The organism is Streptomyces blastmyceticus (assembly GCF_039521185.1).
GTDB lineage: Bacteria > Actinomycetota > Actinomycetes > Streptomycetales > Streptomycetaceae > Streptomyces > Streptomyces blastmyceticus.
This window is the reverse complement of sequence record NZ_BAAABW010000039.1, coordinates 158,775-181,308: the sequence shown is the minus strand read 5'-3', so window position 1 is coordinate 181,308 and position 22,534 is coordinate 158,775. Positions and strand designations below refer to the sequence as shown.

General features: G+C 73.4%; 22 protein-coding genes. 6 read left to right on the top strand and 16 right to left on the bottom strand.

The genetic code is table 11. The annotated features are described in order from the left end of the window. Window positions 1-84: 84 nt before the first annotated feature. Together ABD269_RS32915 and ABD269_RS32910 are read right to left on the bottom strand one after the other, a co-directional pair. The gene (locus ABD269_RS32915) at window positions 85-1,179 is read right to left on the bottom strand and encodes a GNAT family N-acetyltransferase (protein WP_344123903.1); all 1,095 of its coding nucleotides are present in this window, start codon (window positions 1,177-1,179) and stop codon (window positions 85-87) included. 1 nt (window position 1,180) lies between these two features. Beyond that, entirely contained in the window at window positions 1,181-1,681 is a 501-nt protein-coding gene (locus tag ABD269_RS32910; RefSeq protein ID WP_344123901.1) for a hypothetical protein, read from the bottom strand. A 344-nt stretch (window positions 1,682-2,025) separates the two neighbouring features. Between ABD269_RS32910 and ABD269_RS32905 the strand changes: the two genes are divergently transcribed. Then, window positions 2,026-2,832 carry an SGNH/GDSL hydrolase family protein gene (locus tag ABD269_RS32905; RefSeq protein ID WP_344123899.1) on the top strand — a complete coding sequence of 269 codons (807 nt, stop codon included), beginning with the start codon at window positions 2,026-2,028 and terminating at the stop codon, window positions 2,830-2,832. Here ABD269_RS32905 and ABD269_RS32900 read toward each other — a convergent pair. Further along, window positions 2,821-4,515 (bottom strand): serine/threonine-protein kinase, encoded by a 1,695-nt coding sequence (locus tag ABD269_RS32900; protein ID WP_425573031.1) that lies wholly within the window; start codon window positions 4,513-4,515, stop codon window positions 2,821-2,823. The genes ABD269_RS32905 and ABD269_RS32900 overlap by 12 nt on opposite strands. Window positions 4,516-4,757: 242 nt before the next feature. On the opposite strand from ABD269_RS32900, the gene ABD269_RS32895 reads away from it, so the two are divergent. Beyond that, on the top strand, window positions 4,758-5,021 hold the full coding sequence (locus ABD269_RS32895) for a hypothetical protein (RefSeq protein ID WP_344123896.1): 264 nt from the start codon (window positions 4,758-4,760) through the stop codon (window positions 5,019-5,021). A gap of 147 nt (window positions 5,022-5,168) precedes the next feature. Here ABD269_RS32895 and ABD269_RS32890 read toward each other — a convergent pair whose 3' ends face one another. After that, window positions 5,169-5,957 carry an ABC transporter permease gene (locus ABD269_RS32890; protein WP_344123894.1) on the bottom strand — a complete coding sequence of 263 codons (789 nt, stop codon included), beginning with the start codon at window positions 5,955-5,957 and terminating at the stop codon, window positions 5,169-5,171. Further along, entirely contained in the window at window positions 5,954-6,901 is a 948-nt protein-coding gene (locus ABD269_RS32885) for an ATP-binding cassette domain-containing protein (protein ID WP_344123892.1), read from the bottom strand. The genes ABD269_RS32890 and ABD269_RS32885 overlap by 4 nt, the downstream gene beginning before the upstream one ends. Before the next feature lie 64 nt (window positions 6,902-6,965). On the opposite strand from ABD269_RS32885, the gene ABD269_RS32880 reads away from it, so the two are divergent. Then, entirely contained in the window at window positions 6,966-7,700 is a 735-nt protein-coding gene (locus ABD269_RS32880; protein WP_344123890.1) for a TetR/AcrR family transcriptional regulator, read from the top strand. On the opposite strand, the gene ABD269_RS32875 is transcribed toward ABD269_RS32880, so the two are convergent. The 4 genes from ABD269_RS32875 to ABD269_RS32860 form a co-directional block, all read right to left on the bottom strand. Then, on the bottom strand, window positions 7,695-8,852 hold the full coding sequence (locus ABD269_RS32875; protein ID WP_344124078.1) for a type ISP restriction/modification enzyme: 1,158 nt from the start codon (window positions 8,850-8,852) through the stop codon (window positions 7,695-7,697). The two genes, ABD269_RS32880 and ABD269_RS32875, sit on opposite strands and share 6 nt — an antisense overlap. Window positions 8,853-8,964: 112 nt before the next feature. Next, on the bottom strand, window positions 8,965-9,714 hold the full coding sequence (locus tag ABD269_RS32870; protein WP_344123888.1) for a GntR family transcriptional regulator: 750 nt from the start codon (window positions 9,712-9,714) through the stop codon (window positions 8,965-8,967). A 40-nt stretch (window positions 9,715-9,754) separates the two neighbouring features. Beyond that, window positions 9,755-11,080 carry a homogentisate 1,2-dioxygenase gene (hmgA, locus tag ABD269_RS32865; protein ID WP_344123886.1) on the bottom strand — a complete coding sequence of 442 codons (1,326 nt, stop codon included), beginning with the start codon at window positions 11,078-11,080 and terminating at the stop codon, window positions 9,755-9,757. An 88-nt stretch (window positions 11,081-11,168) separates the two neighbouring features. Next, window positions 11,169-11,783 carry a TetR/AcrR family transcriptional regulator gene (locus tag ABD269_RS32860; RefSeq protein ID WP_344124076.1) on the bottom strand — a complete coding sequence of 205 codons (615 nt, stop codon included), beginning with the start codon at window positions 11,781-11,783 and terminating at the stop codon, window positions 11,169-11,171. Window positions 11,784-12,186: 403 nt separating this feature from the next. Here ABD269_RS32860 and ABD269_RS32855 point away from each other — a divergent pair, with 403 nt between their 5' ends. Then, window positions 12,187-12,705 carry a DUF2165 domain-containing protein gene (locus ABD269_RS32855; protein WP_344123884.1) on the top strand — a complete coding sequence of 173 codons (519 nt, stop codon included), beginning with the start codon at window positions 12,187-12,189 and terminating at the stop codon, window positions 12,703-12,705. 19 nt (window positions 12,706-12,724) lie between these two features. Here the strand turns inward: ABD269_RS32855 and ABD269_RS32850 are convergent, their stop codons facing one another. The 3 genes from ABD269_RS32850 to ABD269_RS32840 form a co-directional block, all read right to left on the bottom strand. Next, on the bottom strand, window positions 12,725-13,816 hold the full coding sequence (locus tag ABD269_RS32850) for a Zn-dependent alcohol dehydrogenase (protein ID WP_344123882.1): 1,092 nt from the start codon (window positions 13,814-13,816) through the stop codon (window positions 12,725-12,727). Window positions 13,817-13,877: 61 nt separating this feature from the next. Then, window positions 13,878-15,296: an aldehyde dehydrogenase family protein gene (locus ABD269_RS32845; RefSeq protein WP_344123880.1), complete on the bottom strand. Its 1,419-nt coding sequence runs from the start codon at window positions 15,294-15,296 to the stop codon at window positions 13,878-13,880. 108 nt (window positions 15,297-15,404) lie between these two features. After that, window positions 15,405-15,866 (bottom strand): MaoC family dehydratase, encoded by a 462-nt coding sequence (locus ABD269_RS32840; RefSeq protein ID WP_301888565.1) that lies wholly within the window; start codon window positions 15,864-15,866, stop codon window positions 15,405-15,407. 101 nt (window positions 15,867-15,967) lie between these two features. Here ABD269_RS32840 and soxR point away from each other — a divergent pair, with 101 nt between their 5' ends. Continuing rightward, complete coding sequence (gene soxR, locus ABD269_RS32835; RefSeq protein ID WP_301888566.1) at window positions 15,968-16,441, top strand: redox-sensitive transcriptional activator SoxR; 474 nt, start codon at window positions 15,968-15,970, stop codon at window positions 16,439-16,441. Window positions 16,442-16,466: 25 nt separating this feature from the next. Here the strand turns inward: soxR and ABD269_RS32830 are convergent, their stop codons facing one another. From ABD269_RS32830 to ABD269_RS32815, 4 genes are all read right to left on the bottom strand, one after another. Next, the gene (locus tag ABD269_RS32830) at window positions 16,467-17,909 is read right to left on the bottom strand and encodes an amidase (protein ID WP_344123876.1); all 1,443 of its coding nucleotides are present in this window, start codon (window positions 17,907-17,909) and stop codon (window positions 16,467-16,469) included. A 91-nt stretch (window positions 17,910-18,000) separates the two neighbouring features. Beyond that, complete coding sequence (locus ABD269_RS32825) at window positions 18,001-18,612, bottom strand: hypothetical protein (protein WP_301888568.1); 612 nt, start codon at window positions 18,610-18,612, stop codon at window positions 18,001-18,003. Window positions 18,613-18,836: 224 nt separating this feature from the next. Beyond that, entirely contained in the window at window positions 18,837-20,108 is a 1,272-nt protein-coding gene (locus tag ABD269_RS32820) for a serine-threonine protein kinase (protein ID WP_344123874.1), read from the bottom strand. 112 nt (window positions 20,109-20,220) lie between these two features. Next, on the bottom strand, window positions 20,221-21,567 hold the full coding sequence (locus ABD269_RS32815) for an erythromycin esterase family protein (RefSeq protein ID WP_344123872.1): 1,347 nt from the start codon (window positions 21,565-21,567) through the stop codon (window positions 20,221-20,223). Window positions 21,568-21,754: 187 nt separating this feature from the next. Between ABD269_RS32815 and ABD269_RS32810 the strand changes: the two genes are divergently transcribed. Next, window positions 21,755-22,531: an SDR family oxidoreductase gene (locus ABD269_RS32810; protein ID WP_344123870.1), complete on the top strand. Its 777-nt coding sequence runs from the start codon at window positions 21,755-21,757 to the stop codon at window positions 22,529-22,531. Window positions 22,532-22,534 lie beyond the last annotated feature (3 nt).

Sequence of the window (22,534 nt, the reverse complement as noted above, 5' to 3'; positions counted from 1 at the left end):
TTGGGTGTTTTTTGCGCCCGTTTCACACGTCCGGTTGACGAAGTGCGCCGTCGGCGGCGCACTTCGGGGGCGCACCCCCGCGCCTCAACTCCCCGCGCGGAACCGCCCCATGCGCTTGAGCAGCCGGTCCGCGCGCTCGAAGAGCTCCGGCCGCGCCAGCACCGTGTTGCGCAGGGCCCGCACCGGCGCGCGCCGGACCCGGTGCCCCAGCGCCACGGGGTGATGGCGCGTCACCCACCCTTCGGAGACGCTGAGTTCACGTGTCTTGAGGGAGTTCTTGTACGCCTTCTCGCCGCGGCCCAGGTCCAGGTAGGCCATCCCCGCGGCGGCGGCCCCCTCGGCCATCCGCAGGTGCAGCACCAGGCCCGGCGAGTACTTCGCGAACGCCGGGTCGTACGCCGGGAACCAGCAGGCGAGCACCGGACCCGAGCGCAGCCCGAAGTGCGCCGCGACCGGCCGGCCGCCGGCGTAGAGCACCGAGAGCAGCCCCGCGAACGACGCGCTGCGGGTGTGGAAGAGCTGCTCCACCAGATGCGAGATCCACGGCCGCGCGAAGCGGTCGCTGCGCCCCGTTCTTCGGTACTGCGCGGACTTCCAGCCGATCAGGGTGCGCAGCACCGCCGGGTCGCGCTCGTCGTGCACATAGCGCACCTCGCCGACGTCCCGGCCGAGCTTGCGCTCCTTGGCGAGGGTGGTGCGGGTGAACTTCGGCGACTGCTTGCGCAGCGCCGCCAGATAGGAGTCGAAGCCCTGCTCGACATCGACCACGGGCGAGCCGTACGACCCGGAGGCGCCCACCTCGAAGGGCTTCTGCCCCTCCACCAGGTGGTCGAACTCCCACACCGAGAGCCCGCACGCGAGCAGCAACTCCCGGGCGTCCCACTGGAATCCGGGGCGGTGGATCAGGCCCTGGGCGTCCGAGACGCCCAGGCCGATGGCCCGGCCCACCCCCATCGGCGACCGCTGGTAGGGGAAGAAGGCCACCGGCTCGCCCTCTTCCCGCACGACCGCGATCCGGGCCCCGTGCCGGCAGCGGCCGACGGCCAGGGCGAACTCCGGTGCGAGGAAGGGGTTCGCGAGCTGCGGCGAGCCGTCCTCGACGGCCCGCGACTGCAGGGCGGACCAGGCCGCCCGGTCGGCCGCGGTGAGCTCGCCGGGCCGGTACACGCTGATGTTCACCTCAGGAAGCCCGACTTTTCGCCGCGCGGCCCCGCCGCCGCGCGTGTGCCAGCAGGAACAGGAGGAGGCTGACGGCCGCGACGGCGGCGACGCCACCCCGCACTGTCCAGGTGTGCAGCGCGAGCATGACCTGTGCGATCAGCAGGTCGACGGCGACGGCGCCACCGGCCGCCACCACGGACCGGCTGAGCGGGTCGAGGCCGCGCAGCGCGGCTCCGATGGCACAGGCCGGCGCGACTATCAGGAAGAACAGGGTGAACGGCGCGCGCAGCGGCGAGCCGATGTCGGCGAGCGCGAGCGCGGCGCCCACCCCCGCGATGGTCGTGGCGGCTCCCGCGATCATGGGCAGGGAGTCCCCGGCCGACGGTATCCCGCCGGCGCCGGTGTACTCCTGGGCCGGGGCGGCCGCTTCGGCGGGCGCGCGGGGCCCGGCGGGTCCGACGGCGGACCCGGAGGACTCGTCAGGTTCGGAAAGCTCAGACAGATCGGTCAGCTCGCTCACGCCGGTTGGACCAGTTGGATCAGTGAGACCGGTGGGATCAGTGAAGCTCTGCATTGGCGACTTTGCCCCCCGAAGCGCCGGATGCCAAGTTTCAATGTCGCGCAATCGGCGGAGGCACGTCAAGATGTGAAGGCCGTGCAAACAGACTCCGGTTACGCCATAGGCGAGCGAACCGGAGTCTTTCCGTCAGGGCGGCTCCGAGCGGAATCTGTCGATCCGTCAGAAGATCTCCACGAGACGATCGTCAAGCATTCACCTTTTCCATGTTCTTGTCATGGACACTTCCGTCGCATGAGGGCGACTGCTACTACGGAGTAAGTAGCGCCCCTGGTAAAGGAGGTTCCATGAAGCTGAACAGAGTCGTGGGTTCCGTATCCGCGCTGGCGCTCACCGCCACCCTCGCCCTCCTCGGCGCAGGACCCGCCCAGTCCGCCGAGAAGGCAGCAACTACCGGCTATGTGGCGCTCGGTGACTCCTACTCGGCCGGTGTGGGAGCCGGCAGTTACGACTCCGGGAGCGGTTCCTGCAAGCGCAGCACCAAGGCGTACCCCGCGCTCTGGGCCGCCCAACACGCCCCCGCGAGCTTCGCGTTCACCGCTTGCTCGGGCGCCCGAACGGGTGATGTTCTCAATAGCCAGCTGGACCCGCTCAACTCGTCCACCGGGCTCGTCAGCATCACCATCGGCGGCAACGACGCGGGCTTCGCCGACACCATGACGACCTGCGTGTTCAGCAGCGACAGCGGCTGCCTGGACCGGATCGCCCAGGCCCGCGACTACATCGAGAACACGTTGCCCGGCCAGCTGGACGGCGTCTACTCCGCCATCAGCGACAGGGCGCCCTCCGCCCGCGTCGTCGTCATCGGCTACCCCCGTTTCTACAAACTCGACGGGAGTTGTTTCGGCGGCCTGAGCGAGGCCAAGAGATCCGCGATCAACGCCGCGGCCGACGACATCGACACCGTCATCGCCAAGCGCGCGGCCGACCACGGCTTCGCCTTCGCCGACGTCAACTCCACCTTCGGCGGCCACGAGCTCTGCTCCGGCAGCCCCTGGCTCCACAGCGTGACCCTGCCCGCCGACGAGTCCTACCACCCGACCGCCGCCGGCCAGGCGCAGGGCTATCTGCCGGTCTTCGCCTCAGCCGCCTGAGCCGTACGGAGCCGTCTCGCCGTACGTCCCGCCGTATCCGCCGCCGCCCGGGGTCGATCCGCCCGCCGAAGGTGACCGGCTCGGCGACCCCGAAGGGCTCGACGAGGCCGACGGGCCGCCCGTCGACGGCTTGTCGCAGCGCACCGTGAACGACACATGAGAGGAGGTCAGCTGCTGCGGGCTCTTCACCTCGACGGCGATCCAGTCGTCGCCCGCGTCCGACGGGTCGCGGTCCGACTCCACATGGCTCAGGGTCTGCGTGCGGGCCGAGGTGAAGTGGAGCGTCCGCCAGCCGCCGTCCGCGACTTTACCGCTGCCCGTCACCCAGCGGTAGACGACGTCCACCGGGGTGCGTCCCACGGCGACGTACGCCTTGAACGCCGGCGCGGACCCCGCCGGGGGCGGGCAGGCGCCGGTGTACTGGTCGCGCTGCGCGGTGACCGTGACGCGCACCCCGTAGCCGGCGGAGTCGCCGGGGGAGGCGGCGGAGCTCCCGGGGCCGGCGGCCGGCGGCGCGCCCGCGTCGTGGCCGTCGGCCGAGGAGGCCCCGCCGGCGGACGTCGCGCCGCCGGAGCCGCCGCCCTCGCGGGCGAGCGCCCACACCAGGCCGCCCACCAGCAGCGCGGCGACCAGGGCGGCGACGATCAGCACCGTGACGGTCCGCCGGTGCTGCCCGTCGGGCTCGGGCTCGGGCCCCGGCGGCGGACCGGAGGGCGCGGGGCCGAAGCCCTGGGGAGGGGTGTGGGCTCCTCCGGTGGCCGCGAGCGGCGCCGGTGCGGCCGGGCGCGCCGGGACCGTCGGCGCGTGGGAGACGGTGGGCGGGGCGCCCGCCCCCGCGGTGCCCTCCGCGACCGCGCGCAGCATCCGCTCCGCCTCGGCCGCGCCGAGCCGCCGCTCCGGCTCCTTGCGCAGCAGCCCTTCCAGTACGGGCGCGAGCGCGCCCGCGCCGCGCGGCGGCGGCAGCTCCTGGTCGACCACGGCCCGGATCGTGTTCAGCGGGGTGTCCTGGCGGAACGGCGAGAAGCCCTCCACCGCCGCATAGAGCGTCACCCCCAGCGACCAGAGGTCCGAGGCGGGGCCGGGCGGCCGCCCGAGCGCCCGCTCGGGGGCCAGGTACTCGGGCGAGCCCACCAGCTCACCGGTCCTCGTCAGCGCCGAACTGCCCGCGACCGTCGCGATCCCGAAGTCGGTGAGCACCACCCTGCCGTCGTTCGCCAGCAGCACGTTGCCCGGCTTCACGTCGCGGTGCAGCACCCCCACCTGATGCGCGGCCCGGAGCGCGGCGACCGTCTCCGCGCCGATGTGCGCCGCGCGCGCGGGCGTGACGCAGCCCTGTGCTTCCAGAACATCGGCGAAGGAAAGGCCCCGGATCAGCTCCATGACGATCCAGGGGCGGCCGTCCTCGGCCACCACGTCGTAGACGGTGACGACATTGGGGTGCGATATGCGGGCCGCCGCCCGGCCCTCGCGCTCCATCCGGGCGTAGAGCTGCCGCACCTCGTGGTCGAGCAGCCCGGCCGGGGCCCGCACCTCCTTCACGGCCACCTCGCGGTCCAGCACCTCGTCCCGCGCCCGCCACACCACGCCCATACCACCTTGGCCGAGCCGGTCCAGCAGCCGGTACCGGTCCGCCACCACCCGATCGCCCTGGTCGCCGTACCCGGCTCCGGAATTCCCGCTCATCGACGGGCCCCCTCCCGCAAGAGAGCAATTCGGGGTGAATGTACCGCAACGGAGCGTGATTGCCTCCCGTTCCGCGCATTCCGGCCCGGGTCAACTAGCGCCCAGTGACGGCAGGTTCACGCCAGGTTCGTCAACGCCCTTGACGGAGTGGTGAATACGGCCCGCCGATGCGCGGGTGACGGAATGGGGCGGTAGGGTTACTCTGCCTGGGCCGGGGTGCCTCGTACGGGTGGGGAGTTTCGATGGATCAGATAGCAATGCGCGGCAGGCCTCGAGTGCCTGCGATCAACTGCAACAGCGGTGCGACCAGTGCGCGCCTCGACCGCCATCTCGCGGTGCTGGGCGGACCCGCCCTGCCGCAGCGGGAGGTCGAGAACGCGACCCTGCTGATGCGGGAGCTGACCGCGCGCGACCGCGCGACGACCAGGCAGAGCAGGACCGCGAAGGTCTCGCTCCTGGCGCCGCTCAGACGCCTGCGCCGCTCGCTCTTCGGCAACCACGGCTGACCCGGACCCCGGCCCGGATCACAGAGCCGCCCACCACTCCGACCCGGCGCAGCGCCGTCGGCCGTACGCCCTCTCCCCAGGGCCGGCCGGACGGCGCTGTGGCTTGCCCGGAGCCGATGGCTCCCGGGGCCGTCCCGCGCGGCGCCCTCAGGCCGCATCGCGCCCGTACCGACGGACCGTCAGCGGCACGAAGACCGCCAGCAGGACCGCGGACCAGGCGAGCGACGCCGCGACGGGATGCGCCACCGGCCAGGACGCGTCGGGGGACGGCCCGCCGTTGCCGAAGAGGTCCCGCGCCGCGGTGACCACCGCGCTGACCGGATTCCACTCGGCCGCCGTGCGCAGCCAGCCGGGCATGCCGTCGGTCGGCACATAGGCGTTCGACAGCAGCGGGAGCATGAAGGTGGCGGCACCCAGCTGCCCCGCGGCCTCCTCGGTCCCCACCACCAGCCCGAGGTAGTGCCCCAGCCAGGCCGTGACCAGCCGGAAGAGCAGCAGCAGCGAGAAGGCGCCGACGCAACCGGCCACCCCGCCCTCGATGCGCCAGCCCACCGCGAGTCCGCACAGTGTCAGCGGCACCATGCCGACCGCGGCCAGCACGACGTCGGAGGCGGTCTGCCCGGCCGGGATCGCGAAGCGGCTCATCGGCAGGGTGCGGAAGCGGTCCATGACGCCCCGCTGGTGGTCCTGCGCGGAGGCCAGCATCGCGGTCATGACGCCGTTGACCGCGGTCGCGGCGAACAGCCCCGGCACCAGATAGGCCCGGTAGTTCCCGCTGCCGTCCAGCACCACCGCGCTGCCGAAGACGTAGCCGAAGAAGAGCAGCATCGTCACCGGCATGGTCATGGTGATGACGAACAGGCCGGGCGCGTGCCGCATCCGCTGGAGGTTGCGTCCGAGCATCGACCAGCTGTCGGACAGGGCGAGCGTGGTCATGCGAGAGCCTCCTCGGGGGCGGTGAGGCGCAGGAAGACCTCGTCCAGGGTGGGGCGGCGCAGGGTCGCGTCGACGACGGGCACGCCCGCGGCGTCGAGTTCGCGCACGATGCGCGGCAGGGTCAGGTCCGGGTCGGTGGTGGCGGCACCCGCCGCGCGGCGCCCGGCGTCGAGCGCCGCGGGCCGGCCGGTGAGGCGGCCCAGCACGAGCGCCGCGCCCGGCAGCGCCGCGTCGTCGGCGACGACGACCTCGGCGTACGCGCCGATCTCCGCCTTCAGCGCGGCCGGTGTGCCGCGGACGGTGACCCGGCCCCGGTCGATGAGCGCGATGTCGTCGGCCAGTTGGTCCGCCTCCTCCAGATACTGCGTGGTCAGCAGCACCGTGGTGCCCGCCAGGGTCAGCTCGCGTACGACGTCCCAGATCGCGGTGCGGCTGGCGGGGTCGAGGCCGGTCGTGGGCTCGTCGAGGAAGAGCACCCGCGGCCTGGTGAGCAGGCTCGCGGCGAGGTCGAGCCGCCGCCGCATCCCGCCGGAGTAGGTGCGGGCGGGCCGGTTCGCCGCGTCGCCGAGCGCGAAGCGGTCCAGCAGCACGTCGGCGCGGGCGCGCGCCACCGCGCCGCCCAGCCGGTGCAACCGGGCGAACAGCCGCAGGTTCTCCCGCCCCGTCAGATCCGTGTCCACCGAGGTGGACTGGCCGGTCACCCCGATGGCCCGGCGCACGGCGGCGGGGTCCCGCGCCACGTCGTGCCCGGCGACCTCGGCCCGGCCCGCGTCGGGTGCGAGCAGGGTGGTGAGCAGCCGGACCGCGGTCGTCTTGCCCGCGCCGTTGGGCCCGAGCAGCCCGCAGACGCTGCCCTCGGGCACGGCCAGGTCCAGCCCGCGCAGCGCGTGGACCTTCCCGAAGCGCTTCTCCAGATCTTCACTAAGTACAGCGTACGTAGTCATGAGGGTGACCATACTCCACTACGTACGCTGTACGTAACTACGATGGGGGGCGAGGTGATGATCAATGACAGCCAGCGGTCGCCCGTCCGGGCCCGAGGTGATCTGGGCGCGCCCCGAGCGCGCCGGCCGCGGCCCGCGCCCCGCGCACACCCGCGCCGAGATCGCGGCGGCGGCGGTGCGCGTCGCCGACGCGGAGGGGCTCGACGGCGTCTCCATGCGGCGCGTGGCGGCCGAGACCGGCTGCGGCACGATGTCGCTGTACAACTACGTGCCGCGCAAGGAGGACCTGTACGAGCTGATGGTCGACGCCGTCGTCGCCGAGTACGAGTTCCCCGACGCCCCCACGGGCGACTGGCGGGCCGACCTCAAGGCGCTCTGCCGGCAGACGCGCGGCATCATGCACCGCCACCCCTGGGTGCCCCGGCTGATGTCGCCCGTCTACGGCTTCAGCCCGAACGCGCTGCGCTACTTCGAATACGCCCTGTGGGCCATGGAGGGGCTGGACGTCGACAACGGCACCAAGGTCGAGCTGCTCGCCATGCTCAACGGCGTCATCACCGCCTATGTCTCCAACGAGCTGTCGACGGCCGAGCGCGCCCGCACCTCGCCGTACTCGCCCGAGCAGGAACAGGCCGCCCGCACGGCCTACATCATGCGGGTGCTGGCCGGCGGCGCGTACCCGCGCATGGCGAGGACGCTGACCGAGGGGCCGGGGGAGATCGACCTGGACGAGGTGTTCGCCCGCGCCGTCGACCGCATCCTGGACGGCTTTGAGGCCGAGGCCCGCCGCGGCTCATAGCAGCGCGAACTGCCCCTCCGGGCCTTCCTCCTGATGGCCCAGCACCGTCGCGGGCCGCCGGGACGCGGGCGGCGGCGGGAGCACGCCCGCCCGGCGCAGCCCCGCGGCGTCCGGCCCGCCGTCCGGCACCGGCAGCGGCCGCCGGACGGCCGGTTCCGCCAGCAGCGCCAGGATGGTGATCAGCTCCAGCAGCTCGGACGTCCACTCCGGCGGCCAGCCCGCGGGCCGCACGGCCTCCAGCGTCCCGGGCTCGCCCCGCTCCGTACGCTCGGCGAACCAGCTCTCCAGCACCCGCACCCCGCCCGCGCGGAACTCCCAGGCGCCCACCGGCACCGGCGAGATCCTGCCCGTCCCCAGCCGCAGCGTCTCCTCTGCCGGGTCGTACTCCAGGCTCCCGGGCAGCCCCGGTGCGAGAGCGGCACGGACGTACGGCCTTCGGCCACCCGGCAGCCGGGGGCGTTCCCCCGGCGCGGGGGCGCACCGCGCGCCCCGGGTGTGCAGCCACAGCGCGCGGCGGCCCAGCGCGACCCCCTCCTCCCACAGCCGGGGCGAGGCGGTCAGCGGCACGGTGGTGCCGGCGCGGGAGGGGCGGGCGACGGCGGCGGTCCAGGCGAGGAAGTCCTCGGCGGACACCGGCCGTCCGAGGCGGTCGGCGAGGTGGCCGAGGAGGCCGGGCGCGAGATTGGGCTCAAGGCCGCCGGGCCGCCGGTAGAGCGGCCGGATCCGGCCGGGCCTGCCGCCGGGGGAGTGCCCGTCGGGCAACAGGGCCGAGAAGGCCGGGCCGTCCGTGCCGGGCGCCGGGTCCAGCAGATGGATCTGGTGGCCGTCGGCCACCCGCCACAGCTCCGGCCGCGCCGCGTCGACGAGCCGGTGGTCGGGCAGCAACCACTGCTCGTCGTACGGCCCGTGGGCGATCCGCACCGGCTCGGGGCACGGCCCCACCTCGCGCGCCAGCCGTCCGGTCGGCGTCGCCTGGCCGGGCAGCTGCGGGACGGCGCTGTGCGGCGTGCGGGACCGGGTCGGGCAAAAGAGCGCCGCGCGGGTGGCGGGGTCGGCGCCCGCGAGCGCGGCCCAACGGGCCCTCAGCGCGCCGGGGTCGGGGGCCGCGATCCACGCGCGGCCGAGCCGCAGCGGCGCGACGGACCAGGGCATGAGGTCGTCCAGCAGCGGCGCGCCGTCGGGCCGAGGGGTGGTCACGGGCCTGCTCCTCCTCGATCCGCACGGTCGGGCCGGGGCATCGTAGCGGGGGCGGCCCGGGCGGCGGCTACGGCGCGTCCACCGTGACGGTGAAGGAGAAGCGGTCGCCCCGGTAGTGGATGCGGGCCACGTCCACCACCCGGCCGCCCTCGTCGTACGTGACCCCCGTGTAGTAGAGGATCGGGCTCAGCAGCGGCACCTGGAGCAGCCGCGCCGTCTCCGGGTCCGCGAGCCGGGCCTCGACCGTGTCCGTGATGCGGCTGATGCGCACGCCCACCGCGTCCCGCAGCACCTTGGTCATCGGCCAGCGCTCCAGATCGGCGAGCTCGATGCGCTCGGCGAGCTCGGGCCGGACGAGGTTCTCCGCCCAGTTGGTGGGCTCGCCGGTCCGCTCGTCGCAGCGCAGCCGCCGGTAGGCCACCGCCTCGTCGAGACCGGGGAAGTGCTCGGCCAGCTCGGCCGGCACCTTTTCCGGGCCGTGGCCGAGCACCTCCGTCCGCTCCCCGGACTGCTGCGCCACGATGGTGTCCACCGAGCCGAGCAGCCGCACCGGCGAACTCCGCCGCGCGCTCGGCTCGATGAAGGTGCCGCGCCGCCGGTGCCTGCTGATCAGCCCCTCCGTCTCCAGCTCCTTGAGCGCCTGCCGCATGGTGAGCACGCTGACGCCGTAGTGCGCGGCGAGCGCGTCCTCGGTGGGCAGCCGCAGCGGGTCGCCGGCGCGCCGCCCGAGTATCGAGGCGCGCAGTGACTGCGACACCTGATACCAGAGCGGCAGCTTCCGGTTGAGCGCGACGGAGTCGGGGGCGAAGGTGGTCACGGAGAACTCCGGGTTTACGGCTGCGGCGGCTGGTGGACCATCACCGGCGGTAATGGCGCTCCAGACCCTGCCACACGTCGTCGTAACCCGGCTGAAGGTGGTCCGCCGTCCTGGCCCGCTCCGTCGTCGTGACCGGCCAGCGCGTCTCGAACATGAAGGCCAGCCCGTCGTCCACCTTCTGCGGCCGGAGCTCCGCCGCGCTCGCCCGGTCGAAGGTCTCCCGGTCCGGCCCGTGCGCCGACATCATGTTGTGCAGCGACCCGCCGCCGGGCAGGAAGCCCTCCGCCTTCGCGTCGTACGCGCCCTCGATCAGCCCCATGTACTCGCTCATCACGTTCCGGTGGAAGTACGGCGGCCGGAAGGTGTCCTCGCCCACCAGCCAGCGCGGCGCGAAGACGACGAAGTCCACTGCCGCCAGGCCGGGGGTGTCCGACGGGGAGGTGAGCACGGTGAAGACCGACGGGTCCGGGTGGTCGTAGCTGATCGACCCGATCACATTGAAGCGCCGCAGGTCGTAGACGTACGGGACGAGGTTGCCGTGCCAGGCCACGACGTCCAGCGGGGAGTGGTCGTAGGTCGCCGACCAGAGGTTGCCGCAGAATTTGTTGACGACCTCCACGGGGCGCTCGACGTCCTCGTACGCGGCGACCGGCGCCAGGAAGTCCCGGGCGTTCGCCAGCCCGTTGGCGCCGATCGGCCCGAGCTCGGGGAGCGTGAACGGCTGCCCGTAGTTCTCGCAGACGTAACCGCGGGCCGTCCCTTCGAGGAGCTCCACCCGGAAGCGCACCCCGCGCGGGATGAGCGCCACATGGCCGGGCTCGGCGCGCAGCAGTCCGAACTCCGTCCGCAGCAGGAGCGCCCCGCGCTCGGGGACGATCAGCAGCTCGCCGTCCGCGTCGCTGAACACCCGGTCCGTCATGGAGGCGTTGGCGGCGTAGAGGTGCACGGCCATGCCGGTGCGCTGGGTGACGTCGCCGTTGCCGCCCAGCGTCCACAGCCCGGCGACGAAGTCGGTGCCCTCGGGGGGCTCGGGCAGCGGGCTCCAGCGCAGCCGGTTGGGGTCGGGCACGGAGTCGGTGAAGGGGGCACTGCTGATGTTGCCGTTGCCGGTCCGGGTGAACGGCGGGTGCGCCGCGGACGGCCGGACGCGGTAGAGCCACGAACGCCGGTTGGTGTGCCGGGGCTCGGTGAACGCGGTCCCGCTCAGCTGCTCCGCGTACAGCCCGAGCGGCGCCCGCTGCGGGGAGTTCCGCCCGTGCGGCAGCGCCCCGGGGACGGCCTCACTGCTGTGCTCGTTGCCGAAACCGGCCGAGTGGGCCAGTGCTTCGGCGGCCTTCCGGGTCTGCTCGTCAGCCGTATCGCTCATCGCGTGCTCCCCGCGCCGATGGATTCCTATGGGAGACCGTAGGATTCCGGGCCGGGTGCGTCAATGGATCAGGGCTGTCCGGCCTCCGTCAGCCCGTGTGGCCGACCATGCGCAGGACGAGGTCGGCGTAGAGCTCGCCCACCTCGTCCGGGGTGCGCTTGCCCTCCGCGTTGAACCAGCGGGCCACGTCGATGCACAGCGAGAGCACGGCGAGCGTCGTGCCGCGCACGTCGGGGACGTCGAAGTCGCCCGTCGCGACCCCGTCCTCGACGATCGCGCGGACCGCCGCGTCCGTGTCCCGGCGCAGCCCGATGATCTCGGCGTGGTGCTCCTCGCCGAGCGCCCCCAGCTCGTACTGCACCACGCGGGCGGTGGTGTGGTGCTCCGCGTGCCAGCGGACGAAGGCCCGTACGGCACGGGCGAGGCGCTCGGCGGGGGTGCCGTCGCGGTCCCGCTCCCGGCGCAGGATGTCGAGGGCGAGCCGGTGCCCGACGCTGCTGATGCGGTAGAGCAGCTCTTCCTTCGTCCGGTAGTGGATGTAGAGCGCGGCGGGGCTCATGCCCGCGCGGCCGGCGATGTCGCGGGTGGTGGTGGCGTGATAGCCGCGCTCGGCGAACGCGGCGACGGCGGCGGTCACCAGCCGGCGCGCGGCGTCGGGCGTGACCTCGGCCCACTCCTCGCTGTGCGTGTGCTTCGCGTCCATCCCGAGCCCCCGCTCTTCGGTGCGCCGCGGACTGCCCGGCGGCGAGACGAACACCATACCCTTGGGGCTGAGCAAGCGCTTAGGCTGTGGCCTGGGCGGCTCCCACGTCCCGCCGTTGCCGGGGCTGTGCCCCGGACCCCCGTTCGCGTGCGGCCCGGCGGGCTTCTTCCCTATCCCCGCCCCTTCCCGAAACTGGGGGGAGCCCCCCAGACCCCCGAAGCGGCTGCGCCGCTTGTCCTCAAACGCCGGACGGGCTGAAATCAGCCCGTCCGGCGTTTGAGGACGCGCCCGCAGGGCGCCCCCGCCGCAGGCGGCAACGGACCCGCGCTGTTCGCGTATACCGCCGATGACACGGGCATGCATCCCGCAGGGGCACGCACGCGCGCGAGGGTGGGAGACCCGCATGGCGAGCAAATGGCAAAGGCAGGCGCAGCGCGTCGGGACGCTTCAGGTCGCCGCGCTCGCGCTGACCGCGACCGTGGCGTTGTACATGGCACTCGTCGCCTTCGGCAACATCACCGACTTCGGCACCAACCGGGAGTTCGTCCGGCACGTCCTGGCGATGGACACGACGTTCAAGGACGACGACCTGATGTGGCGGGCGATCACCGACCACGCCCTGCAGGACATCGCCTATGTCGCCATCATCGTCTGGGAGACCGTCGCCGCCCTCGTGCTGATCACCGGCACCGCGCTCTGGGTGCGCGGCCCGGCGGCGTACAGGGTGGCCAGGCGCGTCACCACGGTCGGGCTCGTGATGGTCCTGCTGCTCTTCGGGATGGGCTTCATCGCGATCGGCGGCGAGTGGTTCGCGATGTGGCAGTCCGCCAAGTGGAACGGGCTCCAGGCCGCCGAGCGCAATTTCGTCGTGGCGGGCCTGGTGCTCGTGCTGATCCATCTGCCGGTGCGCGACGAGGCGTAAAGGCGGCGCGCTCCCCTGTTCACCCTTCCGGGAACACCACCAGCGACCGGCCGCCCTGCCCCGCCAGCATCGCGTCGAACGCCTCCGGGATGCCGTCCAGGCCGATGCGGTCGGTCACCATCGCGGACAGGTCGAACCGCCCTGCGCGCACATGCCCGGCGATCACCGGGAGGTCCTTCGCCGGGTCGCTGTTGCCGTAGACGCAGCCCGACAGCGTACGGCCGAAGTGGAACAGCTCCAGGGCCGTGAACGTCACCTGCTGGTCCTTGCCGCCGATGCCCACGACCGTGGTGCGCCCGCCCCGGCGCGTGGACGACCAGGCCGTACGGATCGCCTCGGCGCGGCCCGCGCACTCGACGGCCACGTCGGCGCCGTGGCCGCCGGTGAGTTCACGGATCCGCTTCGCCGTGCCGTCGTCGGCGACGAGGAAGTCCGTGGCACCGGCGGCGCGGGCCAGCTCCTCCTTCTCCGGGGACACGTCGACCGCCACGATCGTCCCCGCACCGGCGATCCGCGCCGCCTGGAGGGCGGCCAGGCCCACCCCGCCGACGCCGTGGACGGTGACGGACTCACCGGCGCGGACCCGCGCCGAGTGGTGCACCGCGCCGTAGCCGGTGAGCACCGCGCAGCCCAGCAGCGCCGCCTCCGCCAGCGGCACGCCCTCCGGCAGGGGGAGCGCGGCGCTCGCCCGGACGACCGTCTCCTCAGCGAAGACGGCGGTGCCGAGGCCCGGGTGGAGCGCGGTGCCGTCCTCGGCGAGCGTGGCGTACGGAACGGTGGCAGCCGCCCCCGCGCCCGCGCACAGCCAGGGCTCACCGAGCCCGCAGAAGTGGCAGGTGCCGCAGGAGGGCGCCCAGTTGAGCACCACCGCGTCACCGGGCGCCACGTGTGTGACGCCCTCGCCGACGGCGGTGACCGTGCCGGCGCCCTCGTGCCCGAGGACGGCGGGGACGGGCTGGCGGAGCGTGCCGTTGGAGAGGGACAGGTCGGAGTGGCAGACCCCGGCGGCGGCGAGCTTGATCCGCACCTGCCCCGGGGCGGGGGCGGGGAGGTCGATCTCGGCTATGCGCAGGGGAGTGCCGGTGGAGTGGAGAACGGCGGCGCGGACCATGGTTCGGGCTTCCTCTCGGTGGTGCGAGTCGCGGCGAAACCGGCAGGGACCTCCGACAGGGTCAGAACTGGAGGGACTTCGTCTGGAGGTATTCCGCCAGGCCGTGCGCGCCCAGTTCGCGGCCGACGCCCGACTGCTTGTAGCCGCCGAACGGCGCCAGGATGTTGAAGCGGCCGCCGTTGACCTCGACCTGCCCAGCCTCCAGGCGGCGCGCGAACGCCGCGGCCGCCTCCCCGTCCGCCGCCCAGACGGCCGCCGCGAGCCCGTACTCCGTGCCGTTGGCGATCCGCAGGGCCTCCTCCTCGTCCTCGTACTTGAGGAGCGAGAGCACCGGGCCGAAGATCTCCTCCCGGGCGATCGTCATCTCGGGGGTGACGTCCGCGAAGACCGTCGGGCGGACGAAGTAGCCCTTGTCCCGGCCCTCCGGCGCGTGGGAGCCGCCGGCGACGAGCCGGGCGCCCTCCTCGACGCCCTTGTCGATGTAGCCGCGGACGCGCGCGTGCTGCTTGGCGTTGACGACCGGGCCGACGCGCACCGCGGGGTCGGTCGGGTCACCGGGCACGAACGCGGCGACGGCGGCGGCCGCGAGGGAGACGGCCTCCTCGTAGCGGTCGGCGTGGACGAGCAGCCGGGTCAGGGCGTTGCAGGACTGCCCGGCGTTGCGGCACACGTCGGCGACATTGGCGGCGACGGCCTTCTCCAGGTCGGCGCCGGGGAGGACGACGTTCGCCGACTTGCCGCCCAGTTCGAGGGCGACGCGCTTGACGCCCGCGCCCGCGATCGCGCCGATCCGCTTGCCGACGGCGGTGGAGCCCGTGAAGGAGACCAGGTCGACGCCGGGGTGCTCGGCGAGCGCCTGGCCCGCGACCGGGCCGAGGCCGGTGACGAGGTTGAAGACGCCCGCCGGGATCTCCGCCGCGGCCACGCACTCCGCGAACAACTGCGCGGTGAGCGGCGTGTCCTCGGCGGGCTTCAGCACGATCGTGCAGCCCGCCGCGAGCGCGGGGGCCACCTTGTTGACGATCTGGTGCAGCGGGTAGTTCCAGGGCGTGATCGCGCCGACGACACCGACCGGTTCGTGGAGGACCGTGGAGTTGCCGATCCGCTCCTCGAAGGCGTACGTGCCGGCGAGCTCCGCGTAGGACCCGGCGACGGCGACCGGCACCCCGGCGTGCACCCGCGTGGCGAAGCCGATCGGCGAGCCGAGCTCCGCGGTGACCGTCGCGGCGATCTCGTCCTGCCGGGCGGCCAGCTGGTCGCGCAGCGCGGCGATGCGCTCGCCCCGCAGGGCGGGCGGGGTGGCGGCCCAGTCGGGCAGGGCGGCGCGGGCGGCGGCGACCGCGGCGTCGACGTCCTCGGCGGAACCCGCGGGCACACTGGCGATGACCTGCTCGTCCGCGGGGTTGACGACCTCGATGGTGCCGGTCCCGACGGCGGGCCGCCAGCTGCCACCGATGTACATACCGTCGTGCGCGATCACGGCCATCTCCCTGAGGTGTCGGTGTCTTGACGTTCCGTACGGAACGTCACCGTCCGACCTCAACCTAACGCCGCGGGATTCGGGGCACCAGAGCCCCCGGACGGCCCCTCACCACGTGAAGCGGCTCACCGACTCCGCCACGCACACCGGCTTGTCGCCGCCCTCGCGCTCGACCGTCACCGCCGTCGTCAGCTGCACGCCGCCCTCGACCTCGGACACCCCGGTGATCACCGCCCGCGCCCGCAGCCGCGAGCCGACCGGCACGGGAGCGGGGAAACGGACCCTGTTCAGCCCGTAGTTGATGCCCATCCGCACGGGCGAGATCCGCATCAGCAGCGGCACCAGCGACGGCAGCAGGGAGAGCGTGAGATAGCCGTGCGCGATCGTCGTGCCGAACGGGCCCTTTGCCGCGCGCTCCGGGTCCACGTGGATCCACTGGTGATCCCCGGTCGCCGCCGCGAAGAGGTCGATCCGCTTCTGGTCCACCTCCAGCCAGTCGCTCGGGCCGAGCTCCTCGCCGACCGCCGCCCGCAGCTCGTCGGACGAGGAGAAGATCCGGGGTTCCGCCATGCCGCTGCCTCCCGTGCACGACCGTCATTTCCAAGCGCTTGCTCAGAATGTTCGGCCCTCGTCGCGATGTCAACGCCCACCGCTGACGTAAGGTCGGACGCGTGCCGCAGATTCCTTTCGAGGTCCAAGAACTCACCGTCGGACAGCTGTCCGCGCGCAGCGGCGCGGCCGTCTCCGCGCTGCACTTCTACGAGACCAAGGGCCTGATCGACAGCCGCAGGACCGCGGGCAACCAACGGCGCTACGACCGTGACGCGCTGCGCCGCGTCGCCTTCATCCGGGCCGCGCAGCGCGTCGGCATCCCGCTCGCCACCATCCGCGAAGCGCTCGACGGGCTGCCCGACGGGCGCACCCCCAACCGGGAGGACTGGGCGCGGCTTTCGGAGCTGTGGCGCGAGGAGCTCGACCGGCGGATCGAGCAGCTCGGCCGGCTGCGGGACCACCTGGACGACTGCATCGGGTGCGGGTGCCTCTCGCTGAAGAGCTGTGTGCTCTCCAACCCTGACGACGCCATAGGAAAGCTCGGCAGCGGCTCACGCCTGCTGGTGGAGGGCAGGGCCCCGTCGGACGACTAGCGCCGACGGAGCCCCGGGCCGGGGGTCACCACATCGACGGCCGCCGCCCGGCCCACGGCTTCGCCGCTTCCAGCTGTGCCGACAGCGAGATCAGCGTCGCCTCGTCCCCGTACCGGCCCGCCAGCTGGATGCCGATCGGCAGGCCCTGCGCGGTCCAGTGCAGCGGCACGCTCACCGCGGGCTGCCCGGTCGCGTTGCACAGCGGGGTGAAGGGCGTGAAGGGGACCAGGCTCGCGAACTCCGCCTCCGGGTCCTCGTCGTTGCGCAGCGCCCCCACCGGCAACGGCGGCTGGGCGAGCGTCGGGGTGAGGATCACGTCGTAGCCGGTGCCCGGCGTCTGGAGGCCGTCGGCCACCAGCTGCGTGAACTGGCGCAGCGCGTACAGGGCCCGCGCCAGCTCCGGCCCGCCGACCCGCTCGCCGCGCTCGCGCAGATGCCGGGTGAGCGGCGTGAGCAGGTGGGCGCGGGCGTCCGGTACGGGCTGGACGGCCGCCAGCACCCCCCACACGCGCATGAACGACTCGGCGAGCGCCGGGTCGGCGGGCAGGTCCAGCTCCTCGACCTCGTGGCCGAGTTCCCGCAGCAGGGCGGCGGCCCCGTCCGCCGCGGCGCGGCAGTCGGGGTGCACCTCCACGCCCGGCACCGGGGGCCCCGCCAACTGCACCACCCGCAGCGGCCGCGGGGCGCGCCGCGCGTGGTCCGCGAAGGTCTCGCCCGCCGGCAGCGGGGGCACTCCGTACGGGTCGCCCGGCTCTGGGCCCGCGAGCACGTCGAGGAGCGCCGCCGCGTCGGCGACGGTGCGGGCCAGCGGCCCGGAGGTGGCGAGCCCGGTGACGTCGTGCAGCACGGGGCCGGAACTCACCCTGCCGCGGCTCGGCTTGATGCCGAAGAGCCCGCACACCGACGCCGGGATGCGGATCGAGCCACCGCCGTCGCTGGCGTGCGCGAGCGGCGCGAGCCCGGCCGCCACCGCGGCGGCCGCACCGCCGCTGGAGCCGCCCGCGGACCGGGTGAGGTCCCACGGGGTACGGGCGGGCGGCGCGATGTCGTTCTCCGTGTGGGACGGCAGGCCGAACTCCGGGGTGTTGGTCTTCCCCAGCAGGATCGTTCCGGCCGCGCGCAGCCGCGTCACCACGTGGTCGTCCACGGCCGGTATGTGGTCCGTCAGCGTCGCGGAACCCAGCGTGCACCGCACGCCCGCGACGAAGTTGAGGTCCTTCACCGGCACCGGCACCCCGTGCAGCGGGGACAGCGCGCGCCCCTCGCGGCGGGCGGCCGCCGCCTCGCTCTCGGCGTCGGCCGCCTGTTTCCGGGCGATCTCGGGGGTGACCGTGATGAACGCCCCCACCGACGCGTCCAGCCGGTCGACGCGCTCCAGGTAGTGCTCGGTCAGCTCGACGGGCGAGACCTGTCCCGCCCGTACCGCCGCACCCTGTTCCAACGCGGTCAGATCGTGCAGCTGCGCCATGCCGTCCGCCTTCTCGTCGCCCGGAAAAGCCGTGTGCGCCGCATCCTCGCACCACGGACGGCCGGCGGTCACCACCCCCTGACCCGCGCGGTCACACCGCCGCGTACCGGTCCTCGAACGCACGGCGCCGCGCGGCCGCCAGCGCCCCGGCGGTGAGCACGGGCACCGGCACCACGATGCCGCAGTCCGTGCAGACGGGTCCTTCCAGGGGGTAACGCTCCAGGTCGGAGCGCCATTCGAGCTGCTCCTGGCGGCACACCGGGCAGGCGTTCCCGGGGCCGGTCTCCATCGCGGCGATCACCCGGCGCAGGACGTCGGCGAGCCGCGGGGCGGGGTAGACCACGGGGCTGACACAGGGCACGACGTCACAGCCGCCCCAGGTGTTGCGGTGCCAGTCGTCCACCCCGCAGGGCTGGCGGATGCCGTCGTGCTTCTCGCGCTTGCGGCGGTCGGCGAAGGACGCCTCATGGGCCAGCCAGACCGCGCGGGCCTCCTCCAGTTCGGTCAGCGCCGCGATCAGCCGGGCCGGATCGGGGGCGCGGTCCTCGGGGTCGAGCCCCGCCAGGGCGCACAGGTGGTGCCAGGTCGCCCGGTGCCCGTAGGGGGCGAAGCGTTCGAGACATTTGCGCAGGGAGGTCCGTCGCAAGGCGATGGAATTCCGTGGATTGCGCACCTCTCGTGCGAGTGCTCTGAAACCGGCCACTGCATCCCACCTCCGACTGCGCGGACTCGGATCGACATGGAAGGGACGTAACGCGTCGCGATTCGGATCCATCGGACGTGCCACGCCGCCGACTCCGCTCTGCTACCCCGAAGTCGCGCACAGATGTGGGGCGGGTGGGAGATTGCGCGAAGGTGGCGGATCCGCGACCTCCGCGTGGTGGACGCCCTGTTCGGACGCGTACGGTCCCGGGGTTCCGGGGGCGCTCAGCGCGTGATGCCACCGGCCAGCAGGACCACGTGTGCCAGCTCCGCGTGACAGATGTCGCCGTGCGCGCCCGACGGCGGCCCGCCGTGCGCGACGACCGCCGAGGCGTCGACGTTCACACAGCCGTACGCCGGGAGCCCGCCGGCCAGCGCCCGCGCGAGGGAGATCCCGGCGCAGGCGTCCACGGCCTGCATGCCGTCGTGCCCCAGCGCGCCCCAGCGCGTGTCGTCCAGGCCCAGCACCGAGTCGTCGTCCCCACAGGCCAGGGACGCGATCGGGTACAGCACCCCGAGCGCCGTGTCGTGGCTCGAATAGCAGCACACCAACGGCCCGTTGACCCGGTCGTACAGCCCGCTCAGCGCGCCGCCCCGGTCGCTGGCGAACGGCAGGCTCGTCGCGAACGTGTAGTGCGAGAAGGCCCCCTGCAGCAGCGTGACGGAGAAGACCGGCGAGGCGCCGTCCGGCAGCCCGCTCAGCGCGAACGACACCAGCCGCGCGCCGAAGCTGTGCCCCACCAGATGCACCCGCACCCCCGTGCAGGAACCGGCCAGCAGGCCGAGGAAGGGGCCGAGCCCGTGCGCGCCGACGACGCCCGCGCGCCGCTTCATCGTGTAGTACGAGAGCTGCCGCAGCAGTTCGTACGCCCCGTGCCACAGCCGCTTCAGGCCGCTGCCGAGCAGCTCGGACGACAGGGCGCCCACGCTCGCCAGCGCGGCGGAGAAGCTCTCGCACACCGCCCGCGCGTCGGCCGTGAGGATCGCGGGCAGCGGGCCCGGCCCCAGGTCGGACACTCCCGGCGGCGGGTCGGCGACCAGCCCGCGGGCGGTGGAGACGAACTCCTCAAGCCGCGCCGGGTCCTCGGGCCGCTGCGCGAGCAGCTCCGACAGCCGGTCCACGACCGCCTGCTCGCACGGCAGGATGCGCACCAGCGCCTCCCGGGTGGCCGGATCGAGCCCGGCTCCGGGCGGGGCGGCGGCCGCCGACGGGAAGTGGGGGATCGGCTCGTCGGGGAAGTCCATCGACGGCCAGATCACCCCCGCGTAGCCGAGGCGCTTGCCGCCCGAGGCCCCGGCGAGCAGGCCGGGGAAGGGCGCGAAGAACCGGTCGTAGAGCCGGGTCGCCGTCGACCGCTCGTTGTTCCAGCCGTGCGCGAACACCACCAGGTCCGTGACGCCCGCCCGCGCGACCCCCTGCGTCAGGGCGTCCCGCTCGGCCGGATCCACGTCCCCGTCCTTGTCGAACGTCAGCTCCCAGTAAGGCTCCACACTCATGTCCGGCATGGCAGGTCCCCCTTGTGCGGCCAGATGCGCGGGCATCGTCCCGCTGTCAAGGGGGCCTGTCCAGCCGTGCGGCACGGTTTCACACTCCCGTGCCGCACGGGGCTCAGGGAGCCAGGAGGTCCGCCGCCCGGATGCGGTGGAGATGGATGAGAATGTCGTATGCGCGGCCCAGCGCGGTCTGGTACTCCGGCGTCGGATAGTCCGTGCCGATGTTGCGCGTCGGCCGTGCCACGTCCAGCCAGGCCCGCGCGGCGGCGGGTGCCGTCCGCATGTCGAGGACGTAGTTCCGGTGGGGCACCTTGTCGAGCGTGTACTCGTTGCTGCCGGGCGCGGCCGGTGGGACGGTGACGACGCGGGTGGGCTGCCCGTCCTGCATGGCGTTGAGGGAGCCCGCGTCGAAGGTGAGCCGCACGTTCACATAGCGCGGGCCCAGCCGGTCCCGCAGGAAGGCCCCTTGCACCTTGGGGTAGTTCTTCGGGTCGTCGGTCACGTAGGAGACGTGCGCGTTGTGCGCGGACAGCAGGATCCTGTCGCCCGTCCGCTCCTGCCACCAGGCGACGTTGGCCGCCATCGTCTCGTCCCGGTAGCGCATGCAGCCGGCGACCTGCTCGGGGTCGTTCAGGTCGAACGCGTACATCCCCGCCACCTGAGCGACGGCCCGCGCGTGCTGCACCGCCCATGCGAAGTCGTCCCGGCTTCCGGCCGGGCGCTGCCGCGACAGCAGGCCGAGGGCCTCGCGCGCGCTGTCGGCCATGGTGTGCCGTTCGCCCATCGGACGCTTGAGGTAGTCGTTCATGTAGCTGTCCACGCTGGTGCCGGGCGCGGGCCGCTGCATGCGGTACAGCTCGGTGAAGCGGGGCAGCAGCGCGGGGTGGTGGGCGCGGACGTAGTCGGTCACCTTGTCGAAGAGCGCGGGCCCCGCGTAGGCCGCGTCGTCCCCCATGAACCGGACCTTCTTCGCGTGGCTCGTGTTGTACGCGCGCATCCACTCGATCAGGTCGAGGTATTCGCGGGTGTTCCACATGCGGTACGAGTTCTGGAACTCCTCCCGCATGATCTGCCGCGCGTCGCCCTTGCCGTGCAGCACATAGTCGTCGAGCCGCACGCCCGCGCTCCAGTTCGCCTCCAGGGCGAAGGTGGTGAACCCCTTCTCCTCCACGAGGTAGCGGAAGACGCGGTGCTTGTTGGTGAAGAACTCGTGCGAGCCGTGCGTGGCCTCGCCCAGCCCCACCACCTTGGCGTCGCCCACCATGGCGCCCAGCGGCCGCAGGTCCCGCAGGTCACCCGTGGGGTCCGTGGTGCGCAGCGGACGCGCGGCGCGGGTCAGGGCGGACACCGGGTCGGCGGGAGCGGGCCGCGCGCCGGCGGGCCGCTCCGCCGCGACCGTGCCCAGAGCGGCCAGCAGCGGGAGGGCGAGCGCGGACCGGCGGGAAAGCCGTGCGGAAACCATGGGGAACACTCCAGGAGATCGATCGGAACTCTCCTGATCACCCTCCGTTCCGGCGCCCACCCGCCACCATCCTGTGCACCCCCCGTTCCCGGGTGGGGCCAGCCCCACCCCGCACCCGACGCCCCCTTCCGCCCTCACATACCGACTGGTTAGTCTGCCCGTGCAGCCGAGCGAGGGAGACGTCAGGGTGGGCACAGTGCGGGACGCGGGAGTTGTGGTCACCGGAGCGGGCGGCGGCATCGGCGCCGCGCTCGCCCGCAGGTTCGCCGCCGAGGGCGCCCGCGTCGTGGTCAACGACCTCGACGTCGACAAGGCCCGGGCGGTCGCCGAGGAGATCGGCGCGACCGCCGTCCCCGGCGACGCCTCCACCGTGGTCCCGGCCGCCCGCGAGGCGCTCGGCGGCCGGGTCGACATCTACTGCGCCAACGCGGGCGTCGCCCCCGCGGGCGGACCCGAGGCGGAGGAGGACCTGTGGGAAGCCGCCTGGGACGTCAACGTCATGGCGCACGTACGGGCGGCCCGCGAGCTGCTCCCCGAGTGGCTGGACCGCGGCAGCGGCCGGTTCGTCGCCACCGTCTCCGCCGCCGGGCTGCTCACCATGATCGGCTCGGCGCCGTACAGCGTCTCCAAGCACGCCGCCTTCGCCTTCGCCGAATGGCTCTCCCTCACCTACCGCCACTGCGGGATCGACGTCCACGCCATCTGCCCGCAGGGCGTGCGCACGGACATGCTGCGCGGCACCGGCGCGGCCGGTGAGCTGGTGCTCGTGCCCACCGCGATCGAGCCCGCACAGGTCGCGGACGCCCTCTTCGACGGCATGGCCGCGAACCGCTTCCTGATCCTCCCGCACCCGGAGGTCGCCGACTACTACGCGGCCCGCGCCACCGACCCCGACCGCTGGCTGCGCGGCATGAACCACCTCCAGCGCAGGCTCGAAGAGGTGCCCGGCCAGGGCCGGATGTAAGCC

What these genes read in the sequence shown, in the direction of transcription:
- ABD269_RS32905 (WP_344123899.1), top strand. Translation starts at nt 2,026, where the DNA reads ATGAAGCTGAACAGAGTCGTGGGTTCCGTATCCGCGCTGGCGCTCACC.
- ABD269_RS32900 (WP_425573031.1), bottom strand. Translation starts at nt 4,515, where the DNA reads ATGAGCGGGAATTCCGGAGCCGGGTACGGCGACCAGGGCGATCGGGTG.
- ABD269_RS32895 (WP_344123896.1), top strand. Translation starts at nt 4,758, where the DNA reads ATGGATCAGATAGCAATGCGCGGCAGGCCTCGAGTGCCTGCGATCAAC.
- ABD269_RS32890 (WP_344123894.1), bottom strand. Translation starts at nt 5,957, where the DNA reads ATGACCACGCTCGCCCTGTCCGACAGCTGGTCGATGCTCGGACGCAAC.
- ABD269_RS32885 (WP_344123892.1), bottom strand. Translation starts at nt 6,901, where the DNA reads ATGACTACGTACGCTGTACTTAGTGAAGATCTGGAGAAGCGCTTCGGG.
- ABD269_RS32880 (WP_344123890.1), top strand. Translation starts at nt 6,966, where the DNA reads ATGACAGCCAGCGGTCGCCCGTCCGGGCCCGAGGTGATCTGGGCGCGC.
- ABD269_RS32875 (WP_344124078.1), bottom strand. Translation starts at nt 8,852, where the DNA reads ATGCCCTGGTCCGTCGCGCCGCTGCGGCTCGGCCGCGCGTGGATCGCG.
- hmgA (WP_344123886.1), bottom strand. Translation starts at nt 11,080, where the DNA reads ATGAGCGATACGGCTGACGAGCAGACCCGGAAGGCCGCCGAAGCACTG.
- ABD269_RS32860 (WP_344124076.1), bottom strand. Translation starts at nt 11,783, where the DNA reads ATGGACGCGAAGCACACGCACAGCGAGGAGTGGGCCGAGGTCACGCCC.
- ABD269_RS32855 (WP_344123884.1), top strand. Translation starts at nt 12,187, where the DNA reads ATGGCGAGCAAATGGCAAAGGCAGGCGCAGCGCGTCGGGACGCTTCAG.
- ABD269_RS32850 (WP_344123882.1), bottom strand. Translation starts at nt 13,816, where the DNA reads ATGGTCCGCGCCGCCGTTCTCCACTCCACCGGCACTCCCCTGCGCATA.
- ABD269_RS32840 (WP_301888565.1), bottom strand. Translation starts at nt 15,866, where the DNA reads ATGGCGGAACCCCGGATCTTCTCCTCGTCCGACGAGCTGCGGGCGGCG.
- ABD269_RS32830 (WP_344123876.1), bottom strand. Translation starts at nt 17,909, where the DNA reads ATGGCGCAGCTGCACGATCTGACCGCGTTGGAACAGGGTGCGGCGGTA.
- ABD269_RS32820 (WP_344123874.1), bottom strand. Translation starts at nt 20,108, where the DNA reads ATGAGTGTGGAGCCTTACTGGGAGCTGACGTTCGACAAGGACGGGGAC.
- ABD269_RS32815 (WP_344123872.1), bottom strand. Translation starts at nt 21,567, where the DNA reads ATGGTTTCCGCACGGCTTTCCCGCCGGTCCGCGCTCGCCCTCCCGCTG.